Raw genomic sequence first — 14,336 nt, 5'->3', positions numbered from 1 at the left:
TTTGACAGATAGCTGTCACATGCAGGAAAGTTTTTGTCGTTGCAACGCTGTAGCCATTCCAATTCCAACAAGGAGCTTCAGATGTCCGCACCTTCCACCAGCACAGTCGTGCGTGTGCCTTTTACCGAGCTGCAGGCCCTGTTGCAGAGCATCTTCCAGCGCCATGGCTGCAGCGAAAGCGTGGCCCGGGTGCTGGCCCACAACTGCGCCAGCGCCCAGCGCGATGGCGCCCATAGCCATGGGGTGTTTCGCATGCCTGGCTATGTTTCGACATTGGCCAGCGGCTGGGTCGATGGCCAGGCCACGCCGAAGGTCAGCGACGTGGCGCCCGGTCATGTTCGTGTCGATGCCGCAGGCGGCTTCGCCCAGCCGGCGCTGGCCGCAGCCCGTGAACTTCTGGTGGCCAAGGCACGCAACGCTGGCATCGCCGTGCTGGCGATCCACAACTCGCACCACTTCGCTGCGCTTTGGCCGGATGTGGAGCCATTCGCCGACGAAGGCCTGGTAGCCCTGAGCGTGGTCAACAGCATGACCTGCGTGGTGCCACACGGCGCCCGCAAGCCGCTGTTCGGCACCAACCCCATCGCCTTTGCCGCACCCTGCGCGGAACATGACCCGATCGTCTTCGACATGGCCACCAGCGCCATGGCCCATGGCGACGTGCAGATTGCCGCGCGCGCTGGGCAGCAATTGCCGGAGGGCATGGGGGTGGACGCCAATGGCGAGCCGACAACCGACCCCAAGGCGATTCTGGAAGGCGGCGCCTTGCTGCCATTTGGCGGGCACAAGGGCTCGGCCTTGTCGATGATGGTGGAGTTGCTGGCGGCGGCGCTGACCGGCGGGCATTTCTCCTGGGAGTTCGACTGGTCGGGGCACCCCGGGGCGAAGACGCCGTGGACCGGGCAGCTGATCATCGTCATCGACCCGAGCAAGGCCGAGGGCGAGCGGTTTGCCCAGCGCAGCCGCGAACTGGTCGAGCAGATGCAGGCGGTGGGGCTGACGCGCATGCCCGGCGAGCGGCGTTACCGCGAGCGCGAGGTGGCCGAGGAGGAGGGGGTGGCGGTGACCGAGCAGGAGCTGCAAGGCCTGAAAGAGCTGCTTGGCTGACCCGGCCCTATCGCCGGCAAGCCAGCTCCCGCAGTACACCACAACCCTCAAGGCCTGTGTAGTACCGGTGGGAGCTGGCTTGCCGGCGATGAGGCCCTCACTGCCTGCACCAATCCCCAGCCATGCAATGTTGCATAGACAACCTTGCACAATAGTTGATGTTCCTGAGCCCGCACTCCGGGTATGCTCAGGGCTGCCTTTTCGAACTGTCCTGATCCAAGGAGCTGCACGCTGTGTTCAAACATGTCGATGCCTATGCCGGCGACCCGATCCTCTCGTTGATGGAAACCTTCAAGGCCGACCCGCGCGCCGACAAGGTCAACCTGAGTATCGGCCTGTACTACGATGAGGCCGGCGTGGTGCCGCAACTGGCGGCTGTGGATGCGGTGGAAAAACGCATCGCCGGCCAGGACCACGAAGCTTCGCTGTACCTGCCGATGGAAGGCCTGGCCAGTTACCGCCAGGCGATCCAGGCGCTGCTGTTCGGTGCCGATCACCCGGCTGTTACCGGCGGGCGCGTTGCCACCGTGCAGACCGTGGGCGGTTCCGGCGCCCTCAAGGTCGGTGCCGACTTCCTCAAGCGCTACTTCCCGCAGTCCGAAGTCTGGGTCAGCAACCCGACCTGGGACAACCACCGCGCCATCTTCGAAGGCGCCGGCTTCAAGGTGCACACCTACCCGTACTTCGACCAGGCCACCCGTGGCGTGGACTTCGACGGCATGCTGGCCACCCTGCAGAACCTGCCGGCCAACAGTGTGGTGCTGCTGCACCCTTGCTGCCACAACCCCACCGGCGCCGACCTGGAACAGCACCAGTGGCAACAGGTGGTTGAAGTAGTCAAGGCACGCCAGCTGATCCCGTTCCTCGACATCGCGTACCAGGGCTTCGCCGAAGGCCTGGTGGAAGACGCCTACGCCATCCGCGAAATGGCCCGCGCCGGCGTGCCGTGCCTGGTCAGCAACTCGTTCTCGAAGATCTTCTCGCTGTACGGCGAGCGTGTTGGCGGCCTGTCGGTGGTCTGCGACGATGAAGCCACTACCCAGAGCGTGCTCGGCCAGCTCAAGGCTACTGTGCGTCGCAACTACTCCAGCCCGCCCAACTTCGGCGCCCAGCTGGTCGCTGGCGTACTCAGCGATGCCGCCCTCAATGCCCAATGGGCCGAGGAAGTCGAAGTGATGCGCAAGCGTATCCTCGACATGCGCCAGGCGCTGGTCGACGCCCTGGCCGTGCTGCTGCCAGGCCAGGACTTCCAGTTCTTCCTGCGCCAGCGCGGCATGTTCAGCTACACCGGCTTCAGCGTCGAGCAGGTGCGCCGCCTGCGTGACGAGTTCGGCGTGTACCTGATCGACAGCGGCCGCGTATGCATGTCCGGCCTGCGCCCGGCCAACCTGCAACGGGTTGCCGAAGCTTTCGCCGCCGTCCAGAAGTAACACCGCACGGGGCCGCTTCAGTGGGGTGCGGCCTCTGTAGGAGCGGCCTTGTGTCGCGAAAGGGCCGCAAAGCGGCCCCGGCAATATTCGCGGCGAAGCTGCAAACGTTGGGGGCGCTGCGCACCCCTTTCGCGACACAAGGCCGCTCCTACACCTGTCAAATTCCTCCTGCAGCCCACCGGCATAACCCGCTTGTAAAGACAAGTGCAACCGCTCCTCGGAAAAGGGCTTCGCAAGTGCAACCTTTCCGTGCACAATCGCGCTCCCTTTTTCGGTTGAGTTGGGCGAAACGTCTATTTCGCCATTCTCAGCCTGTTGCAGTCTTGCGAGTGGAGCTTCACCCGGAATGAATGAGCAGGCCCCAAGCGTTGAACAACGCTTTGCAGAATCGACCCCCGCCACCCTCGGCAGTTGGTCGCGTCACGACACCACCTGGATGCTGGGCCTGTTCGGCACAGCGATCGGCGCCGGAACCCTGTTCCTGCCGATCAACGCCGGCCTTGGCGGCTTCTGGCCGTTGCTGATCCTGGCCATACTGGCCTTCCCGATGACCTATTTTGCTCACCGCGGGCTGACCCGTTTCGTCCTTTCCGGGCGCAATGACGGCGATATCACCGAGGTGGTCAAGGAACATTTCGGCATTACCGCCGGCGCCTCGATCACCGTGCTGTACTTCTTCGCGATCTTCCCGATCCTGCTTATCTATAGCGTGGCGCTGACCAACACCGTGTCCAGCTTCATGGAGCACCAGTTGCACATGCAGCCGCCGCCACGCGCCATCCTGTCGTTCGTGCTGATCCTTGGCCTGCTGGCCATCGTGCGCTGTGGGGAGCAGGCCACGGTCAAGGTCATGAGCCTGCTGGTCTACCCGTTCATCGTCGCCCTGGCATTGCTGGGCCTGTACCTGGTCCCGCACTGGACCGGTGGCATCCTCGACAGCGCCACCCAGGTACCACCGGCCTCGGCCTTCCTGCACACCCTGTGGCTGGCGATTCCGGTGATGGTGTTCTCGTTCAACCACTCGCCGATCATCTCCGCCTTTGCCGTCGACCAGAAGCGCCGCTACGGCGAGCATGCCGATGAGCGTAGCGGCCAGATCCTGCGCCGTGCCCACCTGCTGATGGTGGTGATGGTGCTGTTCTTCGTGTTCAGCTGCGTGCTCACCCTGAGCAGCGCCCAGCTGGCCGAGGCCAAGGCGCAGAACCTGTCGATCCTGTCGTACCTGGCCAACCACTTCAGCAACCCGACCATCGCGTTCGCTGCGCCGCTGATCGCCTTCGTGGCCATCGCCAAGTCGTTCCTCGGCCACTACATCGGCGCCAGCGAAGGCCTGAAGGGCATCATCACCAAGGCCGGCGCACGCCCGGGGGCCAAGACCCTGGACCGCGTGGTCGCCGCGCTGATGCTGGTGGTGTGCTGGATCGTCGCCACGCTCAACCCGAGCATCCTCGGCATGATCGAGTCGCTCGGTGGCCCGATCCTCGCGGTGCTGCTGTTCCTGATGCCGATGTACGCCATTCGCCGCGTGCCATCGATGCGCAAATACAGCGGTGCTGCCTCCAACGTGTTCGTGGTAGTAGTCGGCCTGGTTGCGCTGACTTCGGTGGTATACGGCCTGCTGGGCTGATACGCCATCTGCAACAGTAATGCCCGGGTCGCTTGTTGCCACCCGGGCATTTTTTTGTCCACAAGAATTGTCCGGCAATAGAACAATTTCACCTGCCCCCATAGGCACCCGGCCGCCTTCATGCTTAACTCAGTGTCCTTTTCAAACCCCGCATAAGGATTTCGTCATGGCTCAAGTGACTCTCAAAGGCAACCCGGTTCAGGTCAAAGGCGAACTGCCGAAAACCGGCGCCCAGGCTCCGGCTTTCTCCCTGGTAGGTGAAGGCCTGGCTGACAAGTCGCTGAAAGACTACGCCGGCAAGCGCAAGGTGCTGAACATCTTCCCGAGCGTCGATACCCCGACCTGTGCTACCTCCGTGCGCAAGTTCAATGCCCAGGCCAACGATGTGGCCAACACCGTGGTGCTGTGCATCTCCGCCGACCTGCCGTTCGCCCAGGCACGCTTCTGCGGCGCCGAAGGCCTGGACAACGTGAAGAACCTGTCGACCCTGCGTGGCCGCGAGTTCCTCGAAAACTACGGCGTGGCCATTGCCGATGGCCCGCTGGCCGGCCTGGCTGCCCGTGCCGTGGTGGTGCTGGACGAAAACGACAAGGTGCTGCACAGCGAGCTGGTTGGCGAAATCGCTGACGAGCCGAACTACGATGCAGCGCTGGCTGTGCTGAAGTAAGCGTTGTGTGGGGCAGGGCGGGCGTCTATCGCCTGTACCGGCCCCTTCGCGGGCTTGCCCGCTCACACAGGGATGTCACAGCCTTTGAAACCTGTGCTGTACCTGTGGGAGCGGGCAAGCCCGCGAAGAGGCCGGCACAGGCAACCGAAACCTTTCAGCCCGCCACCGCTCCAAGCAACACCCTGAAAACGGCCCGGAACGCGTTCCGGGCCGTTTTCATTTAAAGTTCAAACCCTTGGCAACGTCAGGCAAAGGTAAACCTCTGGTAAAGGCGCTTTGCTAAAACGATGCCAGTGCTTATCGTTCATCCTCCCCAAGTCGTCATTCCGAACAAGGTTCGTTCAACCCATGCAAGCGTCCAATTCCCGTTCCCCTCGTCGCTGGCTCGTAGGCCTGCTGATCCTGCTGCTGGTGGCTGCACTGGCCTGGTGGCTGTGGCCCGCAGCAGCGCCTGCGCCTAAAGAAGCCGGTGGCGGGCGCGGTGGCAAGGGCACGGGCATGATGGGCGGGCGCCCAGGCTTCGGCGGCTCCAGCGACCCGGTGCCGGTACGCGTCGAGCCGGTACGGGTCGGCGACTTCCCGTTGTACTACAAGGCCCTGGGCACCGTCACTGCGACCAACACCGTCAACGTGCGCAGCCGTGTGGCTGGCGAGCTGGTCAAGATCCACTTCAAGGAAGGCCAGCAGGTCAAGGCCGGCGACCTGCTCGCCGAGATCGACCCGCGCCCGTATCGCATCGCCCTGCAACAGGCCGAAGGCACCCTGGCGCAGAACCAGGCGCAGCTGAAGAACGCCCAGGTCGACCTGGCCCGCTATAAAGGCCTGTACGCCGAAGACAGCATCGCCAAGCAAACCCTCGACACCGCCGAAGCGCAGGTGGCGCAGTTCCAGGGGCTGGTGAAGACCAACCAGGCGCAGGTCAACGACGCCCGCCTGAACCTCGATTTCACCCAGATCCGCGCGCCGATCAACGGCCGCGTGGGCCTGCGCCAGCTCGACCTGGGCAACCTGGTGGCGGCCAACGACACCACCGCGCTGGTGGTGATCACCCAGACCGAGCCGATCAGCGTTGCCTTCACCCTGCCGGAAACCGAGTTGAGCACCGTGCTGGAACGCTACCGCAGCGGCGCCAGCCTGCCGGTCGAAGCCTGGGACCGCAGTGACAGCAAGCTGCAGTCCACCGGCGTGCTGGGCAGCATCGACAACCAGATCGACACCACTACCGGCACACTCAAGTTCAAGGGCCGCTTCGAGAACAAGGACCTGGCCCTGTTCCCCAACCAGTTCGTCAACGTGCGCCTGCTGGCCGATACCCTCAAGCAGGTGACCATGGCCCCGTCGGCGGCCATCCAGTTCGGCAACGACGGCACCTTCGCCTATGTGGTCAACGACGAGAGCAAGGTGAATGTGCGCAAGCTCAAGGTAGGGGCCAGCGACGGCGAGAACAGCGTCATCCTCGAGGGCCTGAAGGCCGGCGACCGCCTGGTGCTGGAGGGCACCGACCGCCTGCGCGAAGGCACCAAGGTGGAAGTGGTCGAAGACAGCTCGCAGGTGCCGACCACCCCGGGCCAGCACCTGCAAGGCCAGGAAGCCAAGGGTTCGGCAAGCACTGGTGGCGTGCAACCCGCTGAAGCACAGCCTGGTAGCGCAGCAGGCAAGGCGGGCGCATGAACCTCTCGCGTCTGTTCATCCTGAGGCCGGTTGCCACCACGCTGAGCATGCTGGCTATCGTCCTGGCCGGCCTGATCGCCTACAAGCTGCTGCCGGTTTCCGCCTTGCCGCAGGTGGATTACCCGACCATCCGGGTCATGACCCTGTACCCCGGTGCCAGCCCACAGGTCATGACCAGCGCCGTTACCGCACCGCTTGAACGCCAGTTCGGCCAGATGCCGGGCCTGCAGCAGATGGCCTCGACCAGCTCCGGCGGCGCCTCGGTGCTGACCTTGCGCTTCAACCTCGACATGAACATGGACGTTGCCGAGCAGCAGGTGCAGGCCGCGATCAACGCCGCCAGCAACCTGTTGCCCAGCGACCTGCCGGCGCCACCGGTGTACAACAAGGTCAACCCGGCTGACACACCGGTGCTGACCCTGGCCATCTCCAGCAAGACCATGCCGCTGCCCAAGCTCAACGACCTGGTCGACACCCGCGTCGCCCAGAAGCTCGCGCAGATCAGCGGTGTGGGCATGGTCAGCATCGCCGGCGGCCAGCGCCAGGCGGTGCGGATCAAGGTCAACGTCGACGCCCTGGCCGCCAACGGGCTGAACCTGGAGGACGTACGCACGCTGATCGGCGCCTCCAACGTCAACCAGCCCAAGGGCAACTTCGACGGCCCGACCCGGGTGTCGATGCTCGATGCCAACGACCAGCTGCGTTCCCCTGAGGAATACGCCAACCTGATCCTGGCCTACAACAACGGTGCACCGCTGCGCCTGAAGGACGTGGCCGAAATCGTCGACGGCGCGGAAAACGAGCGCCTGGCCGCCTGGGCCAACGAAAACCACGCCGTGCTGCTGAACATCCAGCGCCAGCCGGGCGCCAACGTCATCGAAGTGGTCGACCGCATCAAGGCCCTGCTGCCGTCGATCACCGACAACCTGCCGGCCGGCCTTGATGTTTCGGTACTCACTGACCGTACTCAGACCATCCGCGCCGCGGTCAAGGACGTGCAGCACGAACTGCTGATCGCCATCGCCCTGGTGGTGATGGTCACGTTCGTCTTCCTGCGCCGTTTCAGCGCCACCCTCATTCCGTCGATCGCCGTGCCGTTGTCGCTGATTGGCACCTTCGGCGTGATGTACCTGGCCGGCTTCTCGGTCAACAACCTGACGCTGATGGCCCTGACCATCGCCACCGGTTTCGTGGTCGACGACGCCATCGTCATGCTGGAGAACATCTCCCGGCACATCGAGGAGGGCGAGACGCCCATGCAGGCGGCGCTCAAGGGCGCCCGGCAAATCGGCTTCACCCTGATCTCGCTGACCTTCTCGCTGATCGCGGTACTGATCCCGCTGCTGTTCATGGCCGATGTGGTCGGCCGCCTGTTCCGCGAGTTCGCCATCACCCTGGCGGTGGCCATCCTGATTTCCCTGGTGGTATCGCTGACCCTCACGCCGATGATGTGCGCGCGCCTGCTCAAGCGCGAGCCCAAGGAAGAGGAGCAGGGCCGTTTCTACCGCGCCAGTGGCGCCTGGATCGACTGGCTGATCAGGCACTACGGCAGCGCCCTGCAGTGGGTACTCAAGCGCCAGCCGCTGACGCTGCTGGTTGCCGTGGCCAGCCTGGCGCTCACCGTATTCCTGTACATGGTGGTGCCCAAGGGCTTCTTCCCGGTGCAGGACACCGGGGTGATCCAGGGCATTTCCGAAGCGCCGCAGTCCACCTCGTTCGCCGCCATGAGCGAACGCCAGCAAGCCCTGAGCAAGGTGATCCTGCAGGACCCTGCAGTGCAGAGCCTGTCGTCCTACATCGGTGTCGATGGCGACAACGCCACGCTCAACAGCGGCCGTCTGCTGATCAACCTCAAGCCCCATGGCGAGCGTGATGTCACGGCCACCGAGGTGATCAACCGCCTGCAGCCGCAAGTCGACCGGTTGGTGGGTATTCGCCTGTTCATGCAGCCGGTGCAGGACCTGAGCATCGAAGACCGGGTCAGCCGTACCCAGTACCAGTTCAGCCTGTCGTCGCCGGACGCCGACCTGCTGGCGCAATGGAGCGGCAAGCTGGTGCAGGCGCTGCAGCAGCGCCCGGAACTGGCCGACGTGGCCAGCGACCTGCAGGACAAGGGCCTGCAGGTGTACCTGGTGATCGACCGCGACATGGCCAGCCGCCTGGGCATCAGCGTGTCGCAGATCACCAACGCCCTGTACGACGCCTTCGGCCAGCGCCAGATCTCGACCATCTACACCCAGGCCAGTCAATACCGCGTGGTGCTGCAATCGCAGGATGCGGCGGTGATCGGCCCGCAGGCGCTGGAGTCGATCCACGTCAAGGCCACCGATGGCGGCCAGGTGCGCCTGTCGGCGCTGGCGCGCATCGAGCAGCGCCAGGCCCAGCTGGCCATTTCCCACATCGGCCAGTTCCCGGCGGTGACCCTGTCGTTCAACCTGGCCCACGGCGCTTCGCTGGGCGAGGCGGTGCAGGTGATCGAGCAGGTGCAGAAGGACATCGGCATGCCGCTGGGCGTGCAGACCCGCTTCCAGGGCGCGGCGGAGGCCTTCCAGGCATCGCTGTCGAGCACCTTGCTGTTGATCCTGGCGGCGGTGGTGACCATGTACATCGTGCTGGGCGTGTTGTACGAGAGCTACATCCACCCGGTGACCATTCTTTCGACCCTGCCGTCGGCGGCGGTCGGCGCCTTGCTGGCCTTGCTCATCAGCGGCAACGACCTGGGCATGATCGCCATCATCGGCATCATCCTGCTGATCGGCATCGTCAAGAAGAACGCGATCATGATGATCGACTTCGCTCTCGAAGCCGAGCGCCAGCAGGGCATGAGCCCGCGTGATGCCATCTACCAGGCGGCGCTGCTGCGCTTCCGGCCGATCCTGATGACCACCCTGGCCGCGCTGTTCGGCGCCGTGCCGCTGATGCTCGCCACCGGTTCAGGCGCCGAGCTGCGCCAGCCGCTGGGCCTGGTGATGGTGGGCGGGTTGCTGGTCAGCCAGGTGCTGACGTTGTTCACCACCCCGGTCATCTACCTGTATTTCGACCGCCTGGCCCGCCGCTGGCGCCCGGCCACTGACGTGAAGCAGGCCGAGGCATGAACCTGTCCGGTCCTTTCATCCGTCGCCCGGTGGCGACCATGCTGTTGAGCCTGGCGATCATGCTGCTGGGTGGGGTCAGCTTCGGCCTGCTGCCGGTGGCGCCGCTGCCACAGATGGACTTCCCGGTGATCGTGGTGTCGGCCAACCTGTCCGGCGCGAGCCCGGAAGTCATGGCCTCCACCGTGGCCACGCCGCTGGAGCGCAAGCTGGGCAGCATCGCCGGCGTGACCACCCTGACCAGCAGCTCCAACCAGGGCTCCACACGGGTGATCATCGGCTTCGAGATGGGCCGTGACATCGACGGTGCGGCGCGTGAGGTGCAGGCGGCGATCAACGCCACCCGCAACCTTCTGCCCAGCGGTATGCGCAGCATGCCCACCTACAAGAAGATCAACCCGTCACAGGCACCGATCATGGTGCTGTCACTGACCTCGGACGTGCTGCAGAAAGGCCAGCTGTACGACCTGGCAGATACCATCCTGTCGCAGAGCCTTGCCCAGGTGCCGGGGGTAGGGGAGGTGCAGATCGGCGGCAGTTCGCTGCCGGCAGTGCGCATTGCCGTCGAGCCGCAGTTGCTCAACCAGTACGGCCTGGCGCTGGATGAAGTGCGCACTGCGGTGTCCAACGCCAACCAGCGCCGGCCGATGGGCTTTGTCGAAGACGCCGAGCGCAACTGGCAGGTGCGTGCCAATGACCAGCTGGAAAGCGCCAAGGACTACGAGCCCGTGGTTATCCGCCAGCAGAACGGCACGATCCTGCGCCTGTCCGACGTGGCGACCATCACCGACGGCGTCGAGAACCGCTACAACAGCGGCTTCTTCAATGACCAGAGCGCGGTGCTGCTGGTGGTCAACCGCCAGACCGGCGCCAACATCATCGAAACGGTCGACCAGATCAAGGCGCAGCTGCCGGCCCTGCAGTCGCTGTTGCCGGCCAGCGTGCAACTGAACGTGGCCATGGACCGCTCGCCAGTGATCAAGGCCACCCTCAAGGAGGCCGAGCATACCCTGCTGATCGCCGTGGTGCTGGTGATCCTGGTGGTCTACCTGTTCCTCGGCAGCCTGCGGGCGTCGCTGATCCCCAGCCTGGCGGTGCCGGTGTCACTGGTGGGCACCTTCGCGGTCATGTACCTGTGCGGGTTCTCGCTCAACAACCTGTCGCTGATGGCGCTTATTCTTGCCACCGGCCTGGTGGTGGACGATGCCATCGTGGTGCTGGAGAACATCTCGCGGCACATCGAGGATGGCCAGCCGCCGATGAAAGCGGCCTTCCTAGGTGCCAAGGAAGTGGGTTTCACCTTGCTGTCAATGAACGTGTCGCTGGTGGCGGTGTTCGTCTCCATCCTGTTCATGGGCGGCATCGTGCGCAACCTGTTCCAGGAGTTCTCCATCACCCTGGCGGCGGCGATCATCGTGTCGCTGGTGGTGTCGCTGACCCTCACGCCGATGCTGTGTGCCCGCTGGCTCAAGCCGCAGCAGGCCGAGCAGACCCGCCTGCAGCGCTGGAGCGACCAGCTGCACCAGCGCATGGTCGATGCCTATGACCGCAGCCTGGGCTGGGCCTTGCGCCACAAGCGCCTGACGCTGATCAGCCTGCTGGCCACCATCGGCATCAACATCGCCCTTTATGTGGTGGTGCCCAAGACGCTGATGCCGCAGCAGGACACCGGCCAGCTGATGGGCTTCATCCGTGGCGACGACGGCCTGTCGTTCAGCGTGATGCAGCCGAAAATGGAAATCTACCGCCGCGCCTTGCTGGCCGACCCGGCGGTGCAGAGCGTTGCCGGCTTCATCGGCGGCAACAGCGGCACCAACAACGCCTTTGTGCTGGTGCGCCTGAAGCCGATCAGCGAGCGCAAGATCGATGCACAGAAGGTGATCGAACGCCTGCGCAAGGAAATGCCCAAGGTACCCGGTGGGCGCCTGTTCCTGATGGCCGACCAGGACCTGCAACTGGGCGGAGGGGGCCGTGACCAGACCTCTTCGCAGTACCTGTACTCCCTGCAGAGCGGTGACCTGACGGCGTTGCGCGAGTGGTTCCCGAAAGTGGTGGCGGCGCTGCGCACACTGCCGCAGCTGACTGCCATCGACGCCCGCGACGGTGCCGGTACCCAGCAGGTGACCCTGGTAGTCGACCGCGACCAGGCCAAGCGCCTGGGCATCGACATGGACATGGTCACCACGGTGTTGAACAACGCCTACAGCCAGCGGCAGATCTCCACCATCTACGACAGCCTCAACCAGTACCAGGTAGTGCTGGAGATCAACCCGAAGTACGCCTGGGACCCGAGCACCCTCGAGCAGGTACAGGTGATTACCGCCGACGGTGCCCGTGTACCGTTGTCGACCATTGCCCACTACGAGAACAGCCTGGCCAACGACCGAGTCAGCCACGAAGGCCAGTTCGCCGCCGAAAGCATCGCCTTCGACGTCGCCGAAGGCTACAGCCCCGACCAGGCCATGGCGGCGCTTGAGCGTGCGGTGGCCAAGCTTGGCTTGCCCGAGGAAGTGATCGCCAAGCTCGGTGGTACCGCCGATGCCTTCGCCAAGACTCAGGAAGGCCAGCCGCTGATGATCCTTGGCGCGCTGGTGCTTGTCTATCTGGTGCTGGGCATTCTCTACGAAAGCTACATTCACCCGCTGACCATCCTCTCGACACTGCCCTCGGCCGGCGTCGGTGCCTTGCTGGCGTTGTACGTCACCGGCGGCGAGTTCAGCCTGATCTCGCTGCTGGGGCTGTTCTTGCTGATCGGCGTGGTGAAGAAGAACGCCATCCTGATGATCGACCTGGCCTTGCAGCTGGAGCGCCACCAGGGCCTGACACCGGAAGAGTCGATCCGCCGGGCCTGCCTGCTGCGCCTGCGGCCGATCCTGATGACGACCCTGGCGGCCATCCTCGGTGCGTTGCCGCTGCTGCTGAGCCGCGCCGAAGGCGCGGAAATGCGCCAGCCACTGGGCCTGACCATCATTGGCGGCCTGGTATTCAGCCAGATCCTCACCCTTTACACGACACCGGTGGTCTACCTGTACCTGGACCGCCTGCGTCACCGTTTCAACCGTTGGCGTGGCGTGCGCACCGACGCCGCCCTGGAAACCCCGCTATGACTTTTGCCCAGACCCCACTTCACCGCGCCCTGCAGACGCTGACCCGTGGGCGTGGCTCGCGCCTGCTCGGTGCCGGGTTGTGCGTCGCCCTGCTCAGCGCCTGCACCCTGAGCCCGGACTACCACCGCCCGGAGCTGAGCAGCACGGCGCAGTTCAAGCATGCCGAAGGCTGGACCCAGGCCACGCCGTCCGATGCCATCGCCCGCGGCGCCTGGTGGGAAATCTACGGCGATGCCGGGCTCAATGCGCTGGTAGAAGAGCTCAACCGCAGCAACCAGACCGTGGCGCAATCGGAGGCCCAGTACCGCCAGGCCCAGGCGCTGGTGCGCAGCAGCCGGGCGGCACTGTTCCCCAGCCTGGACCTGAGTGTCAGCAAGAACCGCTCGGCCCAGGGTACCGGCAGCTCCAGCTCGAGCCTGTCCAACAACAGCAGTGGCATTCGCAACACCTACAACGCCCAGCTCGGCGTCAGCTGGGAAATCGACCTGTGGGGCAAGCTGCGCGAAACCCTCAACGCCAACGAAGCCAGTGCCGAAGCCAGCCTGGCCGACCTGGCCTCGATCCGCCTCAGCCAGCAGTCGGAACTGGTGCAGAACTACCTGCAGCTTCGGGTGATCGACGAGCAGAAGCGCCTGTTGGAAGCCACCGTGGCAGCCTATGAGCGCTCGCTGCGGATGAACGAGAACCAGTACCGCGCCGGCGTCGCCGGCCCGGATGCGGTGGCCCAGGCGCGCACCCAGCTCAAGAGCACCCAGGCCGATCTGATCGACCTGGTCTGGCAGCGCGCCCAGTTCGAGAATGCCATTGCCGTGTTGCTGGGCAAGGCACCGGCGGACTTCGCCCTGGCCGACAGCAAGGCCATTCCGGCGCTGCCGCAAATTCCGGTGGCCCTGCCTTCGCAGCTGCTTGAGCGACGCCCGGACATCGCTGCGGCCGAGCGCAACGTGATGGCTGCCAACGCCAACATCGGCGTGTCGCGGGCGGCGTACTTCCCGGACCTGAGCTTGAGCATGAGTGGCGGTTACTCCAGCAGCAGTTTCAGCAACTGGATCGAACTGCCCAACCGCTACTGGTCGGTGGGCCCGCAGCTGGCCCTCACATTGTTTGACGCGGGCAAGCGCAGTGCCGAGGTGGACCGCACGGTGGCGGTGTATGACCAGACCGTGGCGCAGTACCGCCAGACCGTGCTCGACGGCTTCAAGGAAGTGGAAAACCTGCTGGTGCAGTTGAAGGTGTATGGCGATGAGGCGGTGGTGCGCCAGGAGGCGCTGGATGCCGCTCGCGAGTCGCTGCGCCTGACCGAGAACCAGTACCGCGCCGGGCTGATCGGCTACCTGGATGTGATCAACGTGCAGACCACGGCGCTGAGCAACGAGCGCAGTGTGTTGAACCTGCTGCAGGGGCGCCTGGTGGCAAGCGTGCAGCTGGTTGCCGCGCTGGGTGGTGGTTGGGATGCGGAACAGGCGTTTGCCGAGCAGGACTGAAATATTGGCAGTGCTTTGTGGGAGCGGCCTTGTGTCGCGAAAGGGCCGCAAAGCGGCCCCAGGTTCTCGGCACAATGGCTGATATTGCTGGGGCTGCTTCGCAGCCCTTTCGCGACACAAGGCCGCTCCCACAAAAGAGAGTGCATTCCTG

At 64.7% G+C, this 14,336-nt stretch carries 8 protein-coding genes; all 8 read left to right on the top strand.

Annotated features, from left to right (window positions below; translation table 11 throughout):
* Positions 1 to 81: 81 nt before the first annotated feature.
* The 8 genes from CAF92_RS02700 (at position 82) to CAF92_RS02660 (ending at position 14,185) form a co-directional block, all read left to right on the top strand.
* The gene (locus tag CAF92_RS02700; RefSeq protein ID WP_085599050.1) at positions 82 to 1,107 is read left to right on the top strand and encodes an Ldh family oxidoreductase; all 1,026 of its coding nucleotides are present in this window, start codon (positions 82 to 84) and stop codon (positions 1,105 to 1,107) included.
* A gap of 233 nt (positions 1,108 to 1,340) precedes the next feature.
* The gene (locus CAF92_RS02690) at positions 1,341 to 2,537 is read left to right on the top strand and encodes an amino acid aminotransferase (protein ID WP_046615430.1); all 1,197 of its coding nucleotides are present in this window, start codon (positions 1,341 to 1,343) and stop codon (positions 2,535 to 2,537) included.
* 346 nt (positions 2,538 to 2,883) lie between these two features.
* Entirely contained in the window at positions 2,884 to 4,164 is a 1,281-nt protein-coding gene (locus CAF92_RS02685; protein ID WP_046615429.1) for a serine/threonine transporter, read from the top strand.
* Positions 4,165 to 4,330: 166 nt separating this feature from the next.
* A complete protein-coding gene (gene tpx / locus CAF92_RS02680) occupies positions 4,331 to 4,831 on the top strand; it encodes a thiol peroxidase (RefSeq protein ID WP_046615428.1) in 501 nt (166 codons plus the stop codon).
* A 348-nt stretch (positions 4,832 to 5,179) separates the two neighbouring features.
* Positions 5,180 to 6,502, top strand: coding sequence for an MdtA/MuxA family multidrug efflux RND transporter periplasmic adaptor subunit (locus CAF92_RS02675; RefSeq protein ID WP_046615427.1), 1,323 nt, complete (start codon positions 5,180 to 5,182; stop codon positions 6,500 to 6,502).
* Positions 6,499 to 9,597 (top strand): MdtB/MuxB family multidrug efflux RND transporter permease subunit, encoded by a 3,099-nt coding sequence (locus tag CAF92_RS02670; RefSeq protein ID WP_046615426.1) that lies wholly within the window; start codon positions 6,499 to 6,501, stop codon positions 9,595 to 9,597. The genes CAF92_RS02675 and CAF92_RS02670 overlap by 4 nt, the downstream gene beginning before the upstream one ends.
* The gene (locus CAF92_RS02665) at positions 9,594 to 12,701 is read left to right on the top strand and encodes an efflux RND transporter permease subunit (RefSeq protein ID WP_085599048.1); all 3,108 of its coding nucleotides are present in this window, start codon (positions 9,594 to 9,596) and stop codon (positions 12,699 to 12,701) included. Before CAF92_RS02670 ends, CAF92_RS02665 begins: the two co-directional genes overlap by 4 nt.
* Positions 12,698 to 14,185, top strand: a complete 1,488-nt coding sequence (locus tag CAF92_RS02660; RefSeq protein WP_085599046.1) for an efflux transporter outer membrane subunit — start codon at positions 12,698 to 12,700, stop codon at positions 14,183 to 14,185. The genes CAF92_RS02665 and CAF92_RS02660 overlap by 4 nt, the downstream gene beginning before the upstream one ends.
* Positions 14,186 to 14,336: the final 151 nt, after the last annotated feature.

Origin of the sequence: Pseudomonas sp. B10(2017) (genome assembly GCF_002113295.1) — a bacterium.
GTDB lineage: Bacteria > Pseudomonadota > Gammaproteobacteria > Pseudomonadales > Pseudomonadaceae > Aquipseudomonas > Aquipseudomonas pudica.
This window is presented reverse-complemented; position numbering and strand designations above follow the sequence as displayed.

Excerpts from the sequence above, each read along its gene's own strand:
- CAF92_RS02685 (WP_046615429.1), top strand. The coding sequence starts at position 2,884 with ATGAATGAGCAGGCCCCAAGCGTTGAACAACGCTTTGCAGAATCGACC.
- CAF92_RS02700 (WP_085599050.1), top strand. The coding sequence starts at position 82 with ATGTCCGCACCTTCCACCAGCACAGTCGTGCGTGTGCCTTTTACCGAG.
- CAF92_RS02665 (WP_085599048.1), top strand. The coding sequence starts at position 9,594 with ATGAACCTGTCCGGTCCTTTCATCCGTCGCCCGGTGGCGACCATGCTG.
- CAF92_RS02660 (WP_085599046.1), top strand. The coding sequence starts at position 12,698 with ATGACTTTTGCCCAGACCCCACTTCACCGCGCCCTGCAGACGCTGACC.
- tpx (WP_046615428.1), top strand. The coding sequence starts at position 4,331 with ATGGCTCAAGTGACTCTCAAAGGCAACCCGGTTCAGGTCAAAGGCGAA.
- CAF92_RS02675 (WP_046615427.1), top strand. The coding sequence starts at position 5,180 with ATGCAAGCGTCCAATTCCCGTTCCCCTCGTCGCTGGCTCGTAGGCCTG.
- CAF92_RS02670 (WP_046615426.1), top strand. The coding sequence starts at position 6,499 with ATGAACCTCTCGCGTCTGTTCATCCTGAGGCCGGTTGCCACCACGCTG.